This is a genomic window from Myxococcales bacterium (genome assembly GCA_016717005.1).
Lineage (GTDB): Bacteria > Myxococcota_A > Polyangia > Haliangiales > Haliangiaceae > UBA2376.
Genome location: JADJUF010000039.1, coordinates 82,644 through 102,643, shown reverse-complemented (window position 1 = coordinate 102,643; position 20,000 = coordinate 82,644). Strand labels below are relative to the sequence as shown.

Genomic DNA, 20,000 nt, shown 5'->3' with positions numbered 1-20,000 from the left:
GTCCGAGGTCACGGTCGAGTCACGTCGACCCTTCGGCCGAGTCTCCGCGCCGCGCGCCGTCCGGCGCGTCAGGTGCGGTCGAGCTCGCCGGTCCAGTACAGGTAGTCGCGCCAGGCGTCGGGGACCGAGCGCAGGCTGACGCGGATCGTCACCGCCGGCACCCAGTTGGGCTGGGTCGGCTGGGCGCGCAGGTGCATGCCGGCCTGGCGCGGCGTGCGGCCGCCCTTGGTGCGGTTGCACTCGTGGCAGCAGGTCACGATGTTGGTCCAGTCGGTCGTGCCGCCCTGGGACCGCGGCGTGACGTGGTCGTAGGTCAGCTCGGCCACGCTCAGGCGCACGCCACAGTACTGGCAGGTGTAGCTGTCCCGGGCGTAGATGTTGACGCGCGAGAACTTCACCGGCTTGTGGTGGCGGCGGAAGGCCCGCAACAGCCGCACCACCGCCGGGATCTTGATGATGAACGACACCGACCGGACGTCGGCGGCGTACTCCTCGATCACCTCGACCTTGCCGAGGAACAAGAGCGTGATCGCCCGCTGCCACGAGATGACCTTGATCGGCTCGTAGCTCTGTGAAAGGAGGAGCGTCGCGGTTTGGGCCGTCGCACCGTCCATGCCCCGAGACCATAGCATCGAGGTCCGCCAGCGCGGTGCGGACCTCCAGACCGGGCCCGCGACGATCGGCCTCGGTCAGTGAACTTGAAAACGACTTTCAGTTTTGCTAGACCTCCGGCGATGCTCACGCTGGCCGAGGTCGAACGCCACGCCCAGGTCGCCATCGTCGCGGTCGACGGCGAGCGCGGCTTCCGGCGGCGCCTGCTCGAGCTGGGCCTGTGCCCGGGCACCCAGGTGGCGATCACCAACGTCGCGCCGCTGGGCGATCCGCTCGAGATCGAGGTCCGCGGCGGCCGCCTGTCGATCCGCCGCGACGAGGCGGCGCAGATCCACGTGCGCCGATGACCGACGCCCCGACACCGCGGCGCCAGGTGGCGCTCCTGGGCAACCCCAACACCGGCAAGACCTCGGTGTGGAATCGGTTGACCGGCGGCAGCGCCAAGGTCGGCAACTACCCGGGCGTCACCGTCGAGCGCCGCGCCGCGGCCCTGCGCGGCCACCCCGAGATCGAGCTGATCGACGTGCCCGGGGCCTACAGCCTGGTGGCCCGCTCGGCCGACGAGCAGATCGCGCTCGACGTCGCCCTCGGGCTGACCGCCGGCGCGCCCCCGGCGGCGGTGGTGGTGTGCGTCGACGCCACCCAGCTGGTGCGCAGCCTGTACTTGCTGGTCCAGCTCCAGGAGCTGGGCGTGCGGTGCGTCGTGGCGTTGACGATGGCCGACGAGGCCGGCGCGGCCGCGCCCGACGCCGGCGACCTGTCGCGCGCGCTCGGCTGCGCGGTGATCCCGGTGGTCGGTCGCACCGGCGTCGGCGCCGACCGGCTAGCGACCGCGATCGTGACGGCGGTCGCCGATCGCTCGACGCCCGCGCCGGTGTGGCGGTGGCAGCCGTCGGCCGCGCTGGCGGCGCAGATCGCGGCCGTGCGCGCGGCGCTGCCGGCCGCCTGGCCCGCGTCCGACGGGCTGGCGCTGTGGGCGCTGCAGTGCGTCGGCGACGACGAGCTGGCCAACATGCCGGCGACGGTGCGGGCCGCGGTCGCGGCGGCCGCGCCCGACGCCAGCATCGACGACGAGGCCGTGACCGGGCGGTACCGCTGGCTCGACGCGCGCGTCGCCGGCCTGATGAAGGCCAAGGTCGATCGCCGACGGACCGCGCGGGTCGATCGCGTGCTGCTGCACCGCGGCCTCGGCCTGGTCATCTTCGCCGCGGTCATGTTCGTGCTGTTCATGTCGCTGTTCGCGTGGTCGGAGCCGGCGATCGCGCTGGTCGAGGCCGTGTTCGCGTGGGTCGGCGGGCAGGCGCGCGCGATCCTGCCCGACGGCGCGATCGAGGACTTCGTCGTCGACGGCCTGATCGGCGGCGTCGGCTCGGTCGTCGTGTTCTTGCCGCAGATCCTGCTCCTGTTCTTCTTCCTCGGTCTGCTCGAGGACTTCGGCTACCTGGCCCGGGTCGCGTACCTGATGGATCGGATCATGCGGTCGATGAACCTGCACGGCCGCGCGTTCGTGCCGATGCTGTCGGGGTTCGCGTGCGCGGTGCCCGCGGTCATGGCGACGCGCACGATGGAGCGGCAGCGCGACCGCATCCTGACGATGCTGGTGATCCCGCTGATGACCTGCTCGGCCCGCCTGCCGGTCTACACGCTGGTGATCGCGGCCCTGTTCCCGAGCCAGACCCTGGGCGGGCTGTCGACCAAGGGCCTGCTGCTGGTGGCGATGTACGCGTTCAGCGTGCTGACGTCCCTGGCCGCGGCCTGGGTGCTGTCGCGGGTGGTCAAGCCGCTGCGGGCCAAGCGCCTGCCGTTCGTGATCGAGCTGCCGCCGTACCGGGCGCCGCGGCTGCGCGACGTCGTGCGGATGATGGGCACCAAGACCTGGGCGTTCCTGCGCGAGGCCGGCACGGTGATCCTGGCGTGCACCGTGGCGCTGTGGGCGCTGCTGTACTTCCCGCGCGAGCTGCCGGCGACCGCGCCCGACTACGCGGCCGAGATCGCGCGGGCGCCGCGCCCGAGGCCAGGCGCAGGTCGAGCACGCCCGCGACGGCGCGCTGCTCGAGCACAGCTACGGGGCCCGCCTGGGCCACGCGATCGAGCCGGCGATCGCGCCGCTCGGCTTCGACTGGAAGATCGGCGTCGGCATCATCGGCGCGTTCGCGGCCCGCGAGGTGTTCGTCTCGACGCTGGGCGTGATCCACGGCGTCGGCGACGACGAGGGCTCCCTGCGCGAGCACCTGGCCGGCGAGCGCCGCGCCGACGGCTCGGCCCGGTACACGCCGCTGGTCGGGCTGTCGCTGATGATCTTCTTCGCGCTCGCCTGCCAGTGCATGAGCACGCTGGCGGTGATCAAGCGCGAGACCGGCGGCTACCGCTGGCCGCTGTTCGTGTTCAGCTACATGACCGTGCTGGCGTGGATCACCAGCTTCGTCGTGTTCCAGCTCGGGTCGCTGCTCGGGTTCTGACGGCGAGCGCCGCGTGACGGGGCGCTACGGCGCCGGCTGCGGGATCGACAGCACCACCGGCAGGTGGTCGCTGACCACGCTCTCGTAGCGCGGGTACTGCTGGTCGAGGCGCGGGATGATCGCGGCGGCGCCGCCGATCTCGGGGTCGAGCCCGGCGGTCGTGACGATGTGGTCGATGACCGCGCCCGACGGGATGAAGCTGGCGCCGCCGGCGCTGGCGATCGCGGCGGTGCGGACCCGGTAGACGTCGGTGGCCATGAGCGGCGCCAGCACCTCGGCCCCGGTGATCGAGGTCAGGGTCTCGTTGTAGTCGCCGAGCACGATCACCTGATCGTCGCCGGCGCCGGCGAGCTGGCCGCGCAGGTAGCTGTCGAGCGCGCGGGCCGCGGCCGCGCGGCGATCGGCGTCCTCGGGCGCGCCGCCGGCCTTGAGGTGGACGCCGATCACGTCGAGCGTGAGCGCGCCGACGGTGACCGGCACCCGGAACGGCGGCCGCGGGAACGCGTAGCTGTCGGTGACGAACAGGAGCTCGGGGGGACCGACGGTGACCAGGCCGGTCCGGTAGATCAGGCCGATCTTCTGGTACGAGGTCGGCGTGTAGCGGTGCGTGGACAGCACGCCGTCGTGGTCGGGCAGGCGAGCGAGGAGCTCGTTCCAGGCCGCGTCGCTGGCGATCTCCTCGACGACGACCAGGTCGAGGTCGAGGCTGACGATCAGATCGGCGACGATGCTGGCGGTGGCCGGGCTGGCGGGAAAGTTCTCGATGTTCCAGCAGGCCAGGTCGAGGGTCGTCGCCGAGCCGACCGCGGGCACGACGCCGACGTGGGGCGCGGGGTAACCGTCGACGCCGCCGTCGCCGGCGGCGGCCGCGTCGACGCCGCTGCCGCCGTCGGCCAGATCGCACGCGGTGAGCGCGGCGAGCGTGGCGAGGATCACGGCCGCGACGACGCGCATGGCCTCGCGTACCACGCGCGCCCGCACCTGTCAGCGACTTCCGACGATCGCGCGCGCGACGCGGATGCCGTCGAGCGCCGCCGACACGATGCCGCCGGCGTAGCCGGCGCCCTCGCCCGACGGGTACAGGTCGGCGACGCCGGGGCACGCCAGCGTGGTCGGATCGCGCGGCACCCGCACCGGGCTCGACGTGCGCGACTCGACGCCGACGACGATCGCCTCGCTCGACACGTACCCGCGCAGCTGCTGATCGAACTTGGTCAGCGCGACGCGCATGCGCGCGGCCAGATCGAGGCCGGACGCGGCCAGGACCTCGCCGACGTCGGTCGCGGTCACGCCGGGCACGTAGCTCGACGCCGGCGCGGTCGACGAGCCGCGGCCGGCGACGAAGTCGAGCACGCGGGTGGCGGGCGCGCGCAGGTGGCCGCCGCCGGCCACGGCCGCGGCCTGCTCGACCCGGCGCTGCAGCTCGACGCCGGCCAGCGGGCCGGTCAGGCCGAGCGCGGCGAGATCGGCCAGCTCGATCGCGACGACCAGGCCGCTGTTGGCGAACGGCGAGTCGCGGCGCGACAGGCTCATGCCGTTGACGACCACGCCGTCGGCCTCGGTCGCGGCCGGGACGATCCAGCCGCCGGGGCACATGCAGAACGAGAAGACGCCGCGCGCGCCGCCGGGGCCGTCGGTGGTGTGGGCGAGGCGGTAGGGGGCGGCGGTCAGGCGCGGGTGCCCGGCGGCGCCGCCGTACTGCGCGCGATCGATCAGCGCCTGCGGGTGCTCGATGCGCACGCCGAGCGCGAACGGCTTGGCCTCGAGCGTGGCCCCGGCGTCCTGCAGCAGCGGCCAGACGTCGCGGGCCGAGTGGCCGGTCGCCACCACCACCGCGCGGCCGGTGAGCTGGCGGCCGTCGGCGAGGCGCACGCCGGCGACCCGCCGCACGCCGCGGTGGTCCTCGACCAGGAGCTCGACCACCTTGGCCGGCAGCTCGAACCGGACGCCGAGCGCGACCAGGCGCTCGCGCATCGCCGTGAGCACCTTGGGCAGGCGGTTCGAGCCGATGTGCGGCCGGGCGTCGACCAGGATCTCGGCCGGGGCGCCGTGCAGCGCCAGGATCTCGATCACGTCGCGGACGTCGCCGCGCTTGTGGGCCCGAGTGTAGAGCTTGCCGTCGGAGTAGGTGCCGGCGCCGCCCTCGCCGAAGCAGTAGTTGCTGTCGGGATCGACCCGGCCGTGCTGGGTCAGGCCCTTGAGATCGCGCCGGCGCGCCTGCACCAGCTTGCCGCGATCCACGACGATCGCGGCGACGCCGTGGCGGGCCAGCTCGTACGCGCAGTACAGGCCGGCCGGGCCGGCGCCGACGACGATCACCGGATCGCCGGCGACCGCGCGCGGGTGGGGCGCGGCCAGCTCGGCGGCGACCGCGGGCCGGGCGCCGACGGTCAGGTGGAACCGGACCCGGCGGTGGCGCGCGTCGATGGCGCGGCGCCGGACCTCGAGCACCGGCAGCCCGGCGGGATCGACCGAGAGCTTGGCGGCGACCGCGGCCCGCACCGTCGCCGAGTCGCCGTCGAGGCTGGGCGCGTCGAGCGGCAGGTCGAGCTCGAGCTCGAGCTCGTCGTCCCAGACCACGTCGGTCACGGACATCGGGCGCCGCCGTCGTGGACCGTGACCTGGTCGAGCGCGAGCGCCGCGTCGAGCGCGGCGTAGCTGGCGCGCAGGCCGACGAACCAGTCGATGTGCAGGCCGACGATGCCGCCGCCGGTGTCGGCCGCGATCACGCAGCCGTCGTGGACGAAGCCGCCCCAGGGCGGATCGCCGGGCACCGCCACGCCGTCGAGCTCGGCCACCCACAGCGCGGTGCCGTAGGGGATGACCGTGCGATCGACCGCGATCGAGCGGTACGGGACCAGCGCGCGATCCTGGACCCCGGTGCCCCACGGGTGATCGGCCGGCGCGACCACGTAGCAGGGCGAGCGCGCGCAGCCGCAGGTGCCGTCGACGTTGATCAGCCGCCCGTCGGTGAGGCGGCCGGTGCCCTCGATGTCGAGGCTGGACGCGAACCGGGCGCGCACGGTCGCCAGCGCCGCGCAGCCGGGCTGGTAGAGCGTCGTGTCGGCGACCCCGGCGTAGTCGTCCTCGGCGGTCACCCAGTAGTAGGTGAGCTCGAACGTGCCGCGGACGGCGCCGGCCGGGGGCCGGGGCGCGTCGATGGCGGCGTCGACCTCGACCGGCGCGTCGGGCGCGGACGCGGGCGCGCCGCTGCAGGCGACCAGCACGAGCGCGACGGCGAGCGAACGCATCGGCGGGCATCCTGCCACAGGCCCTCGCGCGGGTGCGGATCGCTTGCCGGCGATCGCCCGCGGTCAGGCGGTGGCGCGGTGGGCCCGGACCCCGCGGGTGGCGAGGTCGTGGGCGAGGTGGGCGATCAGATCGAGCGCGGCGGTGATGCGCGGCGTCAGCGGCTGGCCGCACGACAGGCGCAGGCACGTGCTGAAGCGCTGCTGCCGGGCCGAGAAGATCGGCCCCGGCGCGATCGCCACGCCGCGGGCGAGCGCGCGCTCCTGCAGCACGAGCGTGTCGAGCGAGCCGGGCAGCTCGACCCACAGCACGAAGCCGCCGCGGGGCGCCGAGACCCGCGTGCCCTCGGGGAAGCGCGCCAGCACCTCGTCGCGGTAGCGCGCGACCTGGCCGGCGACGACGTGGCGCAGCCGCCGCAGGTGGCGGTCGTAGCTGCCCGACGCCAGCATCTCGGCCACCGCCATGCCGGTCAGGGTCGGGCACGCGAGCGACTGCGAGAACTTCAGCCGCTCGACGTCGTCCTGGTACCGGCCCGGCGCGATCCAGCCGACCCGGTAGCCGGGCGCGAGGGTCTTGGACACCGAGCCGCACAGCAGCACGCGGCCGTCGCGGTCCCAGGCCTTGATCGTGCGCGGGCGGCTGCCGTCGAAGCACAGCTCGCCGTAGACGTCGTCCTCGATGATCGGCACGTCGTGGCGCACCGCCAGCGCGTACAGCTCGGCCTTGGCCTCGTCGGGCATGATCGAGCCCAGCGGGTTGGCCGCGGTCGGCATCGTGACGATCGCGCGGATCGGCGTGACCCGCAGCGCGTCGTCGAGCGCGCCCAGGTCGATGCCGGTGCGCGGGTGGGCCGGCACCTCGACCACCTTGAGGCCCAGCGCCTCGATGGCCTGGAGGATGCCGAAGTAGGTCGGCGACTCGACCGCGACCGCGTCGCCGGGGCGGGTGGTCGCGCGCAGCGCCAGGGTGATGGCCTCGGTCGCGCCGATCGTCGCGACGAAGTCGTGCTCGGTCAGCGGCGCGCCCCAGCCGACCGAGCGGCGCGCCAGCGCGCGGCGCAGCGTGCCGAGGCCGGGCGGGGTGTCGTCGCGCGAGCCCAGGGTCGAGACCTCGCGCGCCAGCGTCGACGCGATGCGGTTGAGCGCGGCGACCTTGAGCGTCGACGGATCCAGGTAGGCGGCGGCCAGCGGGACGACGCTCGGGTCGCGCAGCGCCGCGATCAGCCGGGCGATGCCGTCGGACACCGCCGGGCGGGTCGGGGTCACGGACTTGCGCGGCGGCCGCGGCGCGGCGCCGTCGTCGGTGCGCCGCCGGACGAAGTACCCCGACTTGGGCCGGGCCTCGATCAGGCCGGTGCCCTCGAGCACGGTGTAGGCTTGGACCACGGTCGCGACCGACAGCGCCCGGTCCTCGGCCAGGCGCCGGACCGACGGCAGCCGCTCGCCCGGGCGCAGCGACCCGCGCTCGATCGCGTCGCCGAGCTCGGCCGCGAGCTGCTCGTACAGGTAGTCGCCGTGCATGTCGGTATTGTACTGATCGACTCCCCAGGCGACCAGCACAGACGCCATCTCACCCGTCGCTACACCTGGCGCCACGGTTGTACTGGCGCGAAGTTCATGGGCGCCGATCTGTGCTGGTGGGCGCGATCGGTTCTGTCCTTGGCGACCCGCGCGACCGCTGCCAAGCTGGCGACCACATGCGCGCACCGTCGATCGCTCCCGAGGTGGCCCCGGCCCGCGCGGCGTCGACGCTGCTCGCGGCGCTGGCCGCGGTCTACGTGATCTGGGGCTCGACCTACCTGGCCATGCGGGTCGTCGTCGAGTCGATGCCGCCGCTGGGCATGGGCGCGGCGCGGTTCACGGTCGCCGGCGCGATCCTGCTGGTGGTCGCGCTGGCGTCCGGCACGCCGCGGCCGCGCGCGCGCCACTGGCTGGCGGCGATCCCGGTCGGCGCGCTGATGTTCGTCGGCGGCAACGGCCTGGTGGCGATCGCCGAGACCGAGGTGTCGTCGGGCGTGGCCGCGCTGGTGTGCGCGACGATGCCGCTGTGGATGGCGCTGTTCACGGCCGCGTCGGGCGAGCGCCCGAGCGGGCGCGAGTGGCTGGGGATCGCGGTGGGCGTGGCCGGCGTCGGCGTGCTGGTGGGCGGCGCCGAGCTGTCGGCGACGCCGCGCGCGGCGCTGATCCTGGTCGGCTCGCCGCTGGCCTGGGCCCTGGGCTCGGTGCTGGCGCGGCGCCTGCCGACCGCGCCGGGCCTGGGCGGGCCCGGCACCCAGATGCTGGCCGGCGGGCTGGCGCTGTTCGTCGCCGCCGCGATCCGCGGCGAGAGCGTGCCGGCGCACCCGAGCGCGCGGTCGCTGGCGGCGCTGCTGTACCTGCTGGTGCTGGGCTCGCTGGTCGGCTTCACCGCCTACAGCTGGCTCCTGCGCAACGCCCGCCCGGCGCTCGCCAGCAGCTACGCGTTCGTCAACCCGGTGCTGGCGGTGCTGCTCGGCGTGCTGTTCGGCGGCGAGGCGCTGGCCCGCCCGACGCTGATCGCCGCGCCGCTGGTGGTCGCCGCGGTGGTCCTGGTGATCAGCGGCCGCGGGCGCGCCGCCAAGGCGTGATCAGCCGGCGGGCGGCGCGGGCGTGCGGTGCTTCTCGAGGCGGCGGGTCATCAGGCGGGTCAGGCGATCGCTGATGAGCCGCGGCGCCAGGCGGGTCAGGCCCCAGGCGAACCAGGCCTCGGGCCCGACCGGGCGCACCGCGGTGTCGGTGCCGAGCACGCCGACGATCGCGTCGGCGACGCGCGACGGCGGCCAGCCGCGATCGCTGAACGACTGCGCGACCGGCCCGCGCAGGCCCTGGTTGCGCGCGCTGAAGCGGGTGTCGTCGACGATCGCGGTGTTGATCATGCCGGGGCAGATCGCGGTCGCGCGCACGCCCGAGCCGGCCAGCTCGCTGCGCATCGACAGGGTCAGGCCCAGCACCGCGAACTTCGACGCCTGGTACGCGATCACCCACGGCGACGGCATGAAGCCGAGCATCGACGACACGTTCACGACGTGGCCGCGGCCGCGCGCGACCATGGCCGGCACGAAGTAGTGGCAGCCGTAGACCGTGCCCATCAGGTTCACGCGCAGCGTGAAGTCCCAGTCGTCGAGCGAGGTGTCGAGCACGCCGCCGGCCTGGCCGACGCCGGCGTTGTTGACGAGCACGTCGACGCCGGGCTGGATCGCGTGGCAGGCCTCGGCCAGCGCGGCGACCTGGGCGCGATCGCCGACGTCGACGACCCGCGCCAGGACCACGGCGGCGCCGAGCTCGCGGGCGACGTCGTCGAGGCGGGCCTGATCGATGTCCGAGATCACCAGGCGCGCGCCGCGGGCGGCGAGGGCGGCGGCGGTGGCGCGGCCGATGCCGCTGCCGGCGCCGGTGACGACACAGAGGGCGTTGTCGAGGTTCATGCGGGCACCGGGGTGGCGGCGGCCGCCAGCTCGGCGCCGGCGGCCTCGGCCTTGGCGAGCAGCTGCGCGGCCAGGTGGTAGTTGTCGTCCTGATCGGGGTGGAAGTCCCGGCGCAGGTACGCCCGGATGCCGCGCGCGAACACCCGCCGCGCGATCGGCTCGGTCGGGCGCTGCCGGCGGAGCTCGCGCAGGTTGCGCGCCGCCTGCCACGGCGTGACGCCGTCCTGCCACAGCAGGTACAGGGTCGCGCTCCACCACATCGAGACCAGCATCGCGGTCGACATCGCGAGGCCCGCGAGCCGGAGCGCGTACGAGGAGTTCACGCGCTGCAGCACGTCGAACGCGACCGACTTGTGCTCGAGCTCCTCGGCCGCGTGCCAGTACAGGAGCTGACGCATCGCCGGGTGGGCCAGCTCGAGCGGCACGTCGGCGGCGGCGCCGGCCGCCATGATCGCGGTGTAGTGCTCGGCCGCGGCGGTCGCGGCCAGGCGCAGCGCCGGCGGCGCCAGGCGCTCGAGCAGCGTGAACGACAGCCACTCGTAGACCTTGAGGAAGCGATCGATCTCGTAGCCGTGGCCGCGCATCGTCGCGAAGAAGTCCTCGTGCGAGCGGGCGTGGCGCCCCTCCTGGCCGCCGAAGCCCTTGATCGCCGCCTTGAGCGCGGGGTCGTCGATGCGATCGAGGTAGTAGTAGACCGAGCGCACGAAGAAGCGCTCGCCGGCGGGGAACAGCAGGTTCACCCCGTTGGAGACCTGGGTCGGCACCGCCAGGCCCGCGAACCAGTGCTTGGGCACCGCGCCGAAGTCGCGCGGCCCGGGGCGCGGTGTGATCGGCGGTCGGGCGGCGCGCGGCTCGACGGGGACCCCGCCGGCGGGCGCGGGCGGGGCGGTGGGCAAGGAGGCGGCGATCGAGGGGTTCGTCATCTTGCTCGCCCAGGATGGATCGCTATTGACCGTTAGTCAATAGGTGATCGCCGGCCCGCGGGCCTCGGGTCGGCCTGTTGCGTGGACGGCGCGGGCCGCGGTACCCATGGGCGTGGCATTGGTTCGCACTCCCGGGCGGCGCGTCGCGCGGGCGGCCGCCAAGGTCGAGCGGGTGGTCGCCAAGGCCGAGCGCGCGGTCGCGCGGCGGCCGCGCCGGCGCATCCGCCTCGACAACGACGCCCGCCGGGCCCAGCTGCTCGAGCTCGGCCAGAGGGCGTTCGCCGAGCGGACCTACGACGAGGTGTCGATCGACGACATCGCGCGCGCCGCCGGGATCTCGAAGGGCCTCCTCTACCACTACTACCCGACCAAGCGCGATCTGTACGTCGCCGGGCTGCAGGCCACCGCCGACGACCTGCTCGCGCGCACCGTCGCCGCCGCCGATCCGAAGCTGCCGCCGCTCGAGCGCATCCGCGCCGGCCTCGACGCCTACCTCGACTTCGTGGTCGCGCACGCGCGGCCGTTCGCGGCGCTCCTGCGCGGCGGCATCGGATCGGACCCCGAGGTCGCGGGCGTGATCGAGGGCACCCGCACCCGCTACGTCGAGCGGCTGCTGTCGGACACCGAGAACACGCCGCTCGCGGCGATCGCCGCCAGCGAGGTGCCGATGGTCCGGATCGCGGTGCGCGGCTGGCTCGGCTTCGTCGAGGCCGCCAGCCTCGAGTGGCTGATCCGCGGCCAGGCCGAGCGCGTCGCCCTGCGCGACCTGATGGTCGACACGCTGCTGGTGACCCTGCGCGGCGTGCTGGCGCCGGTGACCGGGAGCTGGTGACGCGCGACGCGCGGCGGCCGTCGGCGCGGCGCCCGTGCGTGCTCGGTCGAGGCTTGGTCGGCGCGCCGGGAGGCTCGCGTCGCGGGCGTGGGCCCGCTCGGCGCTTGCCCCGTGACGCGCGAGCCGAGGTTCAGCGGCACGCGTCGATCGCGGCCGGCGGCGTCCGCCAGCGCACGATCGTGGCGGTCCCGGGCTCGGTCGGGACGCGGTCGCGGCGCGGGAACTCGTCGGCGATGAACACGTAGACCAGCTCGAGGTTGAGCGGCTCGTCGGGCTCGGCGTCGGCGTCGCCGTCGGCGAGCGCGGCCAGGTCGACGGTGAAGCGCCGGGTCTCGCGCGGGTCGAGGCCCGAGTCCCAGACCGTGCGCTTGCCGCCGTCGGCGGCCAGCTCGAACCGTCGGCCGAAGAACGCCTCGAACACGCCGGCCGGCGCCGACGACCGCCACACCCGCAAGAGCAGGTGGCGGTGGATGTCGCCGGTCGGCACGCGGTGGCCGGCGGCCGCGTTGGTCAGCTCGACCTCGAGCGCGGCGCCGCGACGACACCACGCCACGTCGTAGGCGCCGGCCAGCATGTCGGGCGCGTGGCCGCCGGGGAACGCGTGGCCGTGGCGTGAGCCGTGGCAGGTCAAGCAGCCGTCGGGCTCGGCCGCGTACGGACCGGCCGCGAACGACGTCACCGTCGACTGCATCGGGTGCGGCGTCAACGCCAGCGCGACCCCGTCGGGCGCCAGCACCGGGAACGTGAAGTCGTGGCAGTCGGCGCAGAACGCCGGCGAGCCGAAGGTGGGATCGACGACGGTGGCGTGGGGCGAGGCCGCGGCCCGGCGCGCGGCGACCAGCCGCCCGCCGCGCACGTGGCAGGTCGCGCAGCTCACGCCCTGATCGGCGAGCCGGTGGCCGCCGGCCGCGAGCTCGGCCTGCTGCGGCGGCGTCGGCGCGTGGCAGTTCACGCACCACGGCTTGGGCGCCTCCTGGTACTCGCGCTGGAACAGCCCGTTGGTCCAGGCCAGGCCGTGGCGGCTGCCGCGCCACTCGGCGGCGATCTCGGCGTGGCACGCGCCGCAGCGCTCGGCGTCGACCAGGTCCGGATCGGCGGTGCCGAGCTCGATCCCGCGCAGGCCGCCCGGCCCGCGCACGCGCCACGCCGGCGGCGGCGGCTCACCGCTGACGACGGTCGGCGCCGGCGGCCCGCACGCCGCGAGCGCGCCGAGCGCGAGCAGCGCACCGCGTCGGATCACGGCGCGATCTTGACCGCGTCGAGCTCGCTGCCCTGGCCCAGGAGCGCGTGGCCGCCGCTGATCATCGGCCGCCCGTCCTCGGTCGCCCAGCGGTAGGCGTCGATCGCCCCGCCGCTCACGACCACCACCGCGCGGCCGTCGGCGTCGTAGATCACCAGCTGCAGCGCGGCGGTCGGGTAGTAGCCGTCGCGGGCCTCGACCATGCCGCACGTGCCGACGACCAGCGCCCGCACCTGGGCCGGCGCGTCGGCCTGGGCCGCCGGCAGGCGCTTGACCCAGACCGCGTCCTTCTTGCACCTGCGGTCGTTGGCCTCGGCGAACTGCTGGGGCGTGCGCGTGCGCTTGACGTCGAGCACGCGCAGATCGCCAGCGTTCATGATCGCCGCGGCGGTCACGACCGGCAGCCGCAGCACGCGGTCGCTGTACCAGGGGCCCTCGCTGCCGGCGAGCTGATCGAGCTCGGGCCGCTCGAAGCCGTCGGCCAGCGGCAGCTTGGTCTTGGACCGGGGCGCGAGCTGGGCCTGGGGCAGCGTGTCGAGCTCAGCGACGACGGTCTTGCCGAGCGCCAGCGCGGCCTGCCAGTCCTTGAAGTCGGGGTCGGCGGCCGCCGCGGCGATCATGTCGGCGAGATCGCAGTCGCTGCACACGTTGGCGCGATCGGTGGTCGTGATCTGGTAGCTCGGGTGCAGCGGCAGCGCGACCTTGCCGCCGCCGTAGGCCTTGGCCGCGGCCAGGCGCGCGGCGCGCCACGCCAGCAGCGCCTTCTTCTTGCTCTTCTCGAACGTCGGGTTGTCGGGCGTGGTCGCGGTCGCGAACACCTGGACGTCGCTCACGCACAGGTCCTGGTACTTCGTGCCCTCGTAGACCGACCCGATCTTCAGCTCGATCGCGCGCATCGGCCCGCTGGGCTGCGCGACCGTCAGCTCCTGCCAGCCGTCGACGTCGGTCAGCGTGGCCTTGGTCTCGACCTTCGAGGGCAGCAGCCGCACGACCACGTCCTTGGCCCGGGCGTTGGCCGCGAACAGCGCCTTGGACTTCTGGTAGCCGTTCCTGACCTTCAGGCGCACCCGGGTCGTGCCCTCGAGCGGCGTCACCTGCAGGCGCAGCCACTGGCCGGCGCCGCTGCCGGGGCTGCCCTCGACCCACGCGGTCTTGGGGTCGTCGTCGCCGACGTAGTTGGGGTGGTAGTTCTCGATGAACCGGTTCCAGTCGCCCCACAGGAACGAGCTGGCGTCGACGGTGTCGGGGTACAGGCGGCGCTCGGTCGGCTCGCTCGCGGCCGCGGTCCCCACCGCGAGCGAGAGCACCAGCGCGACCACGAGGCGAGAGGCGAGGCGGGCGTTCATGGCCGACATCCTACCCCCTGGACCCGCGGATCGCCGCCGCGACCGTCGGGGCCCGGCCGATCGCCGGCGGCGTCGCATGATCGGTCGGTCGTCGTCCGGTCGCGCCGATCACGGCCCGCGGCGTCGAGGGGCGGTCGACCGTCGGGGCCCGGCCGATCGCCGGCGGCCTCGAAAAATCGGTCGGTCGTCGTCCGATCGCGCGAGCGGGGGTCGGGGCCAGTGGTAATTGATGACGCCCATGGATGTGGTGTTCCTCCTGGCGGGCCTGGCCCTGCTGTACTTCGGCGCCGAGTGGCTGGTGGCTGGCGCCGCGGGCCTGGCGCGGTCGTACGGGCTGTCGGCGCTGCTGGTCGGCCTGACCGTCGTCGCCTACGGCACGTCCGCGCCCGAGCTGGTCGTCGGGGTGCGCGCGGCCGCCACCGGCCAGGGCGCGATCGCGCTCGGCAACGTGATCGGCTCGAACATCGCCAACCTCGGCCTGATCCTCGGCATGACCGCGCTGATCCTGCCGCCGATGATCGATCGCACGCTGGCCCGGCGCGAGCTGCCGGTGCTGGTCGGCGCCACCGCGCTCTTGCCGATCGTGCTGCTCGACGGCGAGATCGCGCGGTGGGAGGCCGGCGCGCTGGTCGCGCTGGCGGTCGGCTACTCGCTGTGGATGATCCGGTCGGCGAACATCGGCTCGGTGATCGACGCCAGCGCGTTGACCGACGCGGCCGAGTCGGCCGGCGGGCTCCCGCACCGGACCTCGCGCAAGCGCATGGCGCTGCGGGCCCTGGTCGGCCTGGGCCTGTTGATCGTCGGCGGCGATCTGCTCGTGCGCGGCGCGACCGGCCTGGCCCGGGACGCCGGCATGAGCGATCGCCTGATCGGCCTGACGATCGTCGCGGTCGGCACCTCGCTGCCCGAGCTGGCGACGTCGCTGGTCGCCGCCTCGCGCGGCCACTCGGACATCGCGATCGGCAACGTCCTGGGCTCGAACATCTTCAACGTGCTGCTGATCGGCGGCGCCGCCGGGCTGGTCGGCCCGATCGGCGCGCCGCTGGGCACGGTCGCCGGCGACCTGATCGTCCTCGGCGCGCTCACGCTGTTCGCGGTCGCGGTGATGGCGCTGCGCCCGAAGTTCGGGCGGCTGGCCGCGACCGTGCTCGTGCTCGGCTACGTCGCCTTCCTGCTGTCGCTGATCATCGCCTGAGCCGGCCGCGCCAGGGCGCGCCGGCCGCCGCGGCAGCGCTGTCACGCTTCGGTCGCGTACCGGTCCACGCGCCGGGAGTCTCGCGTCGCCGAGGGGCGGCTCACCGGAGCTCGACCCGAGCTACCGCCGTGGTCCGGGCGCGACCTCGGACCTCCGCGCACCCCCTGCACCTGCCTGGGTTCGGCGACGAACCCTCTGAAGCTCAGTGCTTGTAAGTTTCTCGGTCGAGCACCGAGCCGCGCGCCGGGAGTCTCGCGTCTTGGGTGGGGGCCCTGTCGGGGCTTGCCCCCGACGGGGGAGGGTTCGGCGACGAACCCTCTGAAGCTCAGTGCGCCGCCTGGGGATCGGCCGGCGGCAGGGCCTCGACCACGCGCCAGTCGACGACGCCCGAGGGCTCGCGCAGGAACTCCTCGGGGTTGGCGACCGCGAGCGCGATCCGCAGCACCTCGTCCATGTGCTTGACCGGCATGACCGTCAGCTCGGCCAGGACCGCCTCGGGGATGTCCTTCAGGTCCTTGACGTTGTCCTCGGGGAACAGCACCGTCGTGATGCCGGCGCGGTGGGCCGCGAGGATCTTCTCCTTGAGCCCGCCGATCGGCAGCACCCGGCCGCGCAGCGTGACCTCGCCGGTCATCGCGATGTGCTGGCGCACCGGCACCCGCATCAGCGCCGACGCCATCGCGGTCGCCATCGTGATGCCGGCGCTCGGGCCGTCCTTGGGGATCGCGCCCTCGGGGAAGTGGACGTGGATGTCGACCTTGTTCTGGAAGTCGCGGGGCAACCCCAGCGTATCGGCGCGGCTGCGCAGGTAGGTGATCGCCGCCTGGGCGCTCTCCTGCATCACGTCGCCGAGCTTGCCGGTCAGCGTCACCTTGCCCTTGCCCGGCACCACCGTGACCTCGGCCGGCAGCAGGTCGCCGCCGACCATCGTCACCGCCAGGCCGTTGGCCAGGCCGATCTCGTCGGCGCCCTCGCGCTGGGTCTCGCGGTACTTCTCGACCCCGAGGTACCCGCCGAGCGAGTCGGGCGACACCTCGTAGCTGGCGCCCGCGGGCTTGCCGGCCGCCAGCCAGGCCTTGGCGATCTTGCGGCACACCGTCGCGATCTCGCGCTCGAACGAGCGCACGCCGGACTCGCGGGTGTAGCGGTGGACGATCCGGGTCAGGGCCTCGCCGGTCCAGGTCACCACCAGGTCCTTGACGCCGTTGGCCTCGGCCTGCTTCGGGATCAGGTACTGGCGCGCGATCGCGATCTTCTCCCACTCGGTGTAGCCGGGCAGCTCGATGATCTCGAGGCGGTCCTGCAGCGGCAGCGGGATCGCGTGCTGGTTGTTGGCCGTCGTGATGAACATGACGTCCGACAGGTCGTAGTCGAGGTCGAGGTAGTGGTCGTTGAACGTCGCGTTCTGCTCGGGGTCGAGCACCTCGAGCAGCGCCGCGGCCGGGTCGCCGCGGAAGTCCATCGCCATCTTGTCGATCTCGTCGAGCAGGAACACCGGGTTGTTGGTGCCGACCTTCTTGAGCGACTGGGCGATCTTGCCGGGCAGCGCGCCGATGTACGTGCGCCGGTGGCCGCGGATCTCGGCCTCGTCGCGGACGCCGCCCAGCGACTGCCGCACGAACTTGCGGCCGGTGGCGTGGGCGATCGAGCGGGCCAGCGAGGTCTTGCCGACGCCGGGCGGGCCGACCAGGCACAGGATCGGACCCTTCAGGCGATCGACCAGGGCCTGGACCGCCAGGTACTCGAGGATGCGCTCCTTGACCTTGTGCAGGCCGTAGTGCTCGGCGTCGAGGATGCGCTCGGCCTCGGTGATGTCGTGGCGATCCTCGGACTTCTCCTCCCACGGCAGGGCCAGGATCCAGTCGAGGTAGTTGCGCACGACCGTGGCCTCGGCCGACATCGGCGACATCATCTTGAGCTTCTTGAGCTCCTTGCCGCAGCGGTCCTTGGCCTCCTTGGACATCCGCTTGGCCTTGATCTTGGCCTCGAGCTCGGCGATCTCGTTCTTGAACTCGTCGCGGTCACCCAGCTCCTTCTGGATGGCCTGCATCTGCTCGTTCAGGTAGTACTCCTTCTGCGACTTCTCCATCTGCTTCTTCACGCGGGTCCGGATCTTCTTCTCCACCTGGAGGATCTCGATCTCGGCCTGCATGAGCTCGTAGAGGCGCTCGAGGCGCCGGGTCGGAGAGTTCGTCTCGAGGAGCTCCTGCTTGTCCTTGAGCTTCAGGTTGACGTGGGCGACGATCGTGTCGGCCAGCCGGCCGGGCTCCTCGATCGTCTGCACGCTCATCAGCATCTCGGGCGGGATGCGCTTGTTGAGCTTCACGTAGGTCTCGAACACGCCCTGCACCGAGCGCACCAGCGCCGCCAGCTCGACCGATCGCTCGTCGGGGTCGGGCATCGGCTCCACCTCGACCGAGAAGTGCGGGACCGACGCGTCGAACCGGGTGATCTCGCACCGGGTCTTGCCCTCGACCAGCACCTTGACCGTGCCGTCCGGCAACCGCAGCAGCTGGATGATGTGGCCGATCGTGCCGACCGCGAAGATGTCCTCCTCGCGCGGGTCGTTGGTCTTGGCCTTCTTCTGGGCCGCCAGCACCAGCTCCTTGTCGCCGGCCATCGCCTCTTCGAGCGCGCTGACCGACTTCTCGCGGCCCACGAACAGCGGGACCACCATGTGCGGGAACACGATGATGTCGCGCAGCGGGAGCAGGGGCAGCGTACGCACAGGGGACTTGCCGCTCATTGCGCCTACTCTATGCCGCCGGACGGGGGAGGCAAGTTCGCGTTCGGGCATGTGGGGACAGGTCGTCGCTCCCGAACATCAAGAATCCTGGTTCCTTGCAGGCGTGGTGGGAATACCACGCCCGCTGTGGTGCCGATGCCGCGATCCTCCCGATGGGGTGGCGTCGCGGGGCGAACGATCATGCACACTCAGGAGCCAGTGCGCACGTGGGCTTACGCTTGAGAGGGTCGGTATGGGAGCTGCTCATAAGCGCAGCAAGATGGAGTCAGCCCGCGCGATCTTCCTTGTCGTCGACAGCGCACGCGGGCAGGCGTTGACCCGGGCGTGGGAGCGCTTCGACGATCCCGCGGTCGCCGAGGTCGACCTGTACTTCCGGGCCGCGAGCGACGTCGCGCTGGTCGGCGTCGGGCTGCGCAGCGGCAGCGATCGCGGGCGGTGGATCGGCCGGGTCGTGGCCAGCGGCGTCGCGGTGATCGACCCGGCGCGCATGAGCGAGGGCGATCGGCGGGCGTTCTACGGGAGCTACCTGGCGAGCTACGAGCAGGTCGCGACGGGCTGCGCCGGGATCGCCGCGGCGATGACCGCGCTGCGGTGGCGGAGTCAGACCCCGAAAGCGGGCGCGCGCGGCACCGGCCCCGCGGCGGCGGTCACCGAAGCGACGCTCGCGCCGCCGCCCGCGGGCGAGGTCGCGCGGGGCACGCCACCCCCGCCGCTGCCGCCGACGCCGCCGGTGGGGCGCGGCGATCCGACCCGGGCGACGGCGCTCGGGCTCGGCGCGATCCGCGAGCCCGGCCACGAGGTCGAGGTGCCGGCGATGCCGTCGCTGGCCGACGTCCGCAAGGCGCTGCCAGTGGCGCGCAGCCACGAGCGCGCCCGGGCGCCGACCGTCAACCTGCGCGCGCCCGACGCGCTGCCGGCGCCGCCGCGGCCGGCGAGCGAGGCCGACCGCACCAACACCGTCGCGGTCCGGTTCCTGCGCGGCGGGCAGTGGTCCCCGGCGCGGCTGCGCGCGCTGTCGGCCAAGGGCGCGTACCTGGTCACCGGCGCGCCGCCGCGCCTGAGCGACGAGGTCTACGTCGCGCTCGATCTCGACGAGCGCTCGGCGCTGGTGCGCGGCACCGTCTACCACGTGACCTCGGCGCGCGACGCCTCGGCGACCGGGTCGTCGGGCTTCGCCGTCCGGTTCGCGCCCGAGCCGTGCGCGGCGCGGACCCGCCTGCTCGAGCTGTTGCAGGACGCGCGCGCCCGGGGCGTGGTGATCAAGCCGCCGCCGCCGCGGGCGAGCATGCGGTTCCCGGTGCGCTGGGCGGTGGCGCTGCGCGGCGCCCACCCCAGCCACGTCGACGCGCTCGACGTCTCGGCCGGCGGGCTGTTCGTGGCGGCGCCGAGCCTGCCCATCGACGCCACGCTCGGCGTGACCGTGCCGGTCGACGTGGGCGATCCGCCGATCGACCTGGTGGCGAAGGTCACCCGCGTGGTCACGACCGGCGCCGCCGAGGCCCGCGGCCTGGCCCCGGGCGCGGGCCTGCTGATCACCGAGATGTCCGAGGGCGATCGCGTGCGCTGGACCCGGTTCCTGGCGCGGGTCGAGCGGCGCACGACCCGGACGGTGGTGGTCGGCGCGTCCTTGCCGCGGCTCGAGGCCATCACCCGGGTGCTGGCCGACGCCGGCTACGCGGTGGCGGCGTGCTCGGACCCGGGCTCGCTGTTGCGCGCGGCCGAGCGCGGCTCGCTCCCCGACGCGGCGGTGATCGACGACAGCCTGCTGGCCCAGGGCGTCGCCGCTGGCTGGCTCGAGCAGATGTTCAGCGCGCACCAGGTGCCGTGCATCACCCTGCGCGGCGAGGTCAGCCGCGCCCGGCTCGTCGTCGATCGCCTGCTCGCGGTCGGGATCGGGTAGCGCCGCGCGCGCCCTGTTTCCGGGGGGCCTGTCGCCGCGCTCAGGCGGGTGCTGGG

At 73.9% G+C, this 20,000-nt stretch carries 16 protein-coding genes; 6 read left to right on the top strand and 10 right to left on the bottom strand.

From position 1 onward, the window contains the following. Positions 1-68 precede the first annotated feature (68 nt). Entirely contained in the window at positions 69-614 is a 546-nt protein-coding gene (locus tag IPL61_31450) for an HNH endonuclease (GenBank protein MBK9035717.1), read from the bottom strand. A gap of 120 nt (positions 615-734) precedes the next feature. Between IPL61_31450 and IPL61_31445 the strand changes: the two genes are divergently transcribed. Then, a complete protein-coding gene (locus tag IPL61_31445) occupies positions 735-959 on the top strand; it encodes a ferrous iron transport protein A (GenBank protein MBK9035716.1) in 225 nt (74 codons plus the stop codon). Positions 960-2,660: 1,701 nt separating this feature from the next. Continuing rightward, positions 2,661-3,071 (top strand): hypothetical protein, encoded by a 411-nt coding sequence (locus IPL61_31440; protein ID MBK9035715.1) that lies wholly within the window; start codon positions 2,661-2,663, stop codon positions 3,069-3,071. A 24-nt stretch (positions 3,072-3,095) separates the two neighbouring features. Here IPL61_31440 and IPL61_31435 read toward each other — a convergent pair whose 3' ends face one another. From IPL61_31435 to IPL61_31420, 4 genes are all read right to left on the bottom strand, one after another. Next, positions 3,096-4,025, bottom strand: a complete 930-nt coding sequence (locus IPL61_31435) for a hypothetical protein (GenBank protein MBK9035714.1) — start codon at positions 4,023-4,025, stop codon at positions 3,096-3,098. A gap of 30 nt (positions 4,026-4,055) precedes the next feature. Next, on the bottom strand, positions 4,056-5,666 hold the full coding sequence (locus tag IPL61_31430; GenBank protein MBK9035713.1) for an NAD(P)/FAD-dependent oxidoreductase: 1,611 nt from the start codon (positions 5,664-5,666) through the stop codon (positions 4,056-4,058). Continuing rightward, positions 5,657-6,322, bottom strand: coding sequence for a hypothetical protein (locus tag IPL61_31425; protein ID MBK9035712.1), 666 nt, complete (start codon positions 6,320-6,322; stop codon positions 5,657-5,659). The genes IPL61_31430 and IPL61_31425 overlap by 10 nt, the downstream gene beginning before the upstream one ends. A gap of 63 nt (positions 6,323-6,385) precedes the next feature. Further along, entirely contained in the window at positions 6,386-7,840 is a 1,455-nt protein-coding gene (locus IPL61_31420; protein ID MBK9035711.1) for a PLP-dependent aminotransferase family protein, read from the bottom strand. Between the two features lie 176 nt (positions 7,841-8,016). On the opposite strand from IPL61_31420, the gene yedA reads away from it, so the two are divergent. Then, entirely contained in the window at positions 8,017-8,925 is a 909-nt protein-coding gene (yedA, locus tag IPL61_31415) for a drug/metabolite exporter YedA (GenBank protein MBK9035710.1), read from the top strand. Here the strand turns inward: yedA and IPL61_31410 are convergent, their stop codons facing one another. Together IPL61_31410 and IPL61_31405 are read right to left on the bottom strand one after the other, a co-directional pair. After that, the gene (locus IPL61_31410; GenBank protein MBK9035709.1) at positions 8,926-9,762 is read right to left on the bottom strand and encodes an SDR family NAD(P)-dependent oxidoreductase; all 837 of its coding nucleotides are present in this window, start codon (positions 9,760-9,762) and stop codon (positions 8,926-8,928) included. Beyond that, positions 9,759-10,685, bottom strand: coding sequence for a metal-dependent hydrolase (locus IPL61_31405; protein MBK9035708.1), 927 nt, complete (start codon positions 10,683-10,685; stop codon positions 9,759-9,761). Before IPL61_31405 ends, IPL61_31410 begins: the two co-directional genes overlap by 4 nt. A gap of 112 nt (positions 10,686-10,797) precedes the next feature. On the opposite strand from IPL61_31405, the gene IPL61_31400 reads away from it, so the two are divergent. Further along, positions 10,798-11,517: a TetR/AcrR family transcriptional regulator gene (locus tag IPL61_31400; GenBank protein MBK9035707.1), complete on the top strand. Its 720-nt coding sequence runs from the start codon at positions 10,798-10,800 to the stop codon at positions 11,515-11,517. Positions 11,518-11,647: 130 nt separating this feature from the next. Here the strand turns inward: IPL61_31400 and IPL61_31395 are convergent, their stop codons facing one another. Together IPL61_31395 and IPL61_31390 are read right to left on the bottom strand one after the other, a co-directional pair. Next, positions 11,648-12,757: a hypothetical protein gene (locus tag IPL61_31395; GenBank protein MBK9035706.1), complete on the bottom strand. Its 1,110-nt coding sequence runs from the start codon at positions 12,755-12,757 to the stop codon at positions 11,648-11,650. Next, entirely contained in the window at positions 12,754-14,103 is a 1,350-nt protein-coding gene (locus tag IPL61_31390; GenBank protein ID MBK9035705.1) for a hypothetical protein, read from the bottom strand. Before IPL61_31390 ends, IPL61_31395 begins: the two co-directional genes overlap by 4 nt. A gap of 238 nt (positions 14,104-14,341) precedes the next feature. On the opposite strand from IPL61_31390, the gene IPL61_31385 reads away from it, so the two are divergent. Then, positions 14,342-15,298, top strand: a complete 957-nt coding sequence (locus IPL61_31385) for a calcium/sodium antiporter (protein MBK9035704.1) — start codon at positions 14,342-14,344, stop codon at positions 15,296-15,298. A gap of 325 nt (positions 15,299-15,623) precedes the next feature. Here IPL61_31385 and lon read toward each other — a convergent pair whose 3' ends face one another. Then, positions 15,624-18,044: an endopeptidase La gene (gene lon / locus IPL61_31380; protein ID MBK9035703.1), complete on the bottom strand. Its 2,421-nt coding sequence runs from the start codon at positions 18,042-18,044 to the stop codon at positions 15,624-15,626. A 259-nt stretch (positions 18,045-18,303) separates the two neighbouring features. Here lon and IPL61_31375 point away from each other — a divergent pair, with 259 nt between their 5' ends. Beyond that, positions 18,304-19,944 carry a PilZ domain-containing protein gene (locus tag IPL61_31375; protein ID MBK9035702.1) on the top strand — a complete coding sequence of 547 codons (1,641 nt, stop codon included), beginning with the start codon at positions 18,304-18,306 and terminating at the stop codon, positions 19,942-19,944. The last annotated feature ends 56 nt before the right edge of the window (positions 19,945-20,000 follow it).

Coding starts and splice junctions, on each gene's coding strand:
- IPL61_31450 (MBK9035717.1), bottom strand. CDS start 614: ATGGACGGTGCGACGGCCCAAACCGCGACGCTCCTCCTTTCACAGAGC.
- IPL61_31445 (MBK9035716.1), top strand. CDS start 735: ATGCTCACGCTGGCCGAGGTCGAACGCCACGCCCAGGTCGCCATCGTC.
- IPL61_31435 (MBK9035714.1), bottom strand. CDS start 4,025: ATGCGCGTCGTCGCGGCCGTGATCCTCGCCACGCTCGCCGCGCTCACC.
- IPL61_31430 (MBK9035713.1), bottom strand. CDS start 5,666: ATGTCCGTGACCGACGTGGTCTGGGACGACGAGCTCGAGCTCGAGCTC.
- IPL61_31425 (MBK9035712.1), bottom strand. CDS start 6,322: ATGCGTTCGCTCGCCGTCGCGCTCGTGCTGGTCGCCTGCAGCGGCGCG.
- IPL61_31420 (MBK9035711.1), bottom strand. CDS start 7,840: ATGCACGGCGACTACCTGTACGAGCAGCTCGCGGCCGAGCTCGGCGAC.
- yedA (MBK9035710.1), top strand. CDS start 8,017: ATGCGCGCACCGTCGATCGCTCCCGAGGTGGCCCCGGCCCGCGCGGCG.
- IPL61_31410 (MBK9035709.1), bottom strand. CDS start 9,762: ATGAACCTCGACAACGCCCTCTGTGTCGTCACCGGCGCCGGCAGCGGC.
- IPL61_31405 (MBK9035708.1), bottom strand. CDS start 10,685: ATGACGAACCCCTCGATCGCCGCCTCCTTGCCCACCGCCCCGCCCGCG.
- IPL61_31390 (MBK9035705.1), bottom strand. CDS start 14,103: ATGAACGCCCGCCTCGCCTCTCGCCTCGTGGTCGCGCTGGTGCTCTCG.
- IPL61_31385 (MBK9035704.1), top strand. CDS start 14,342: ATGGATGTGGTGTTCCTCCTGGCGGGCCTGGCCCTGCTGTACTTCGGC.
- lon (MBK9035703.1), bottom strand. CDS start 18,044: ATGAGCGGCAAGTCCCCTGTGCGTACGCTGCCCCTGCTCCCGCTGCGC.
- IPL61_31375 (MBK9035702.1), top strand. CDS start 18,304: ATGGAGTCAGCCCGCGCGATCTTCCTTGTCGTCGACAGCGCACGCGGG.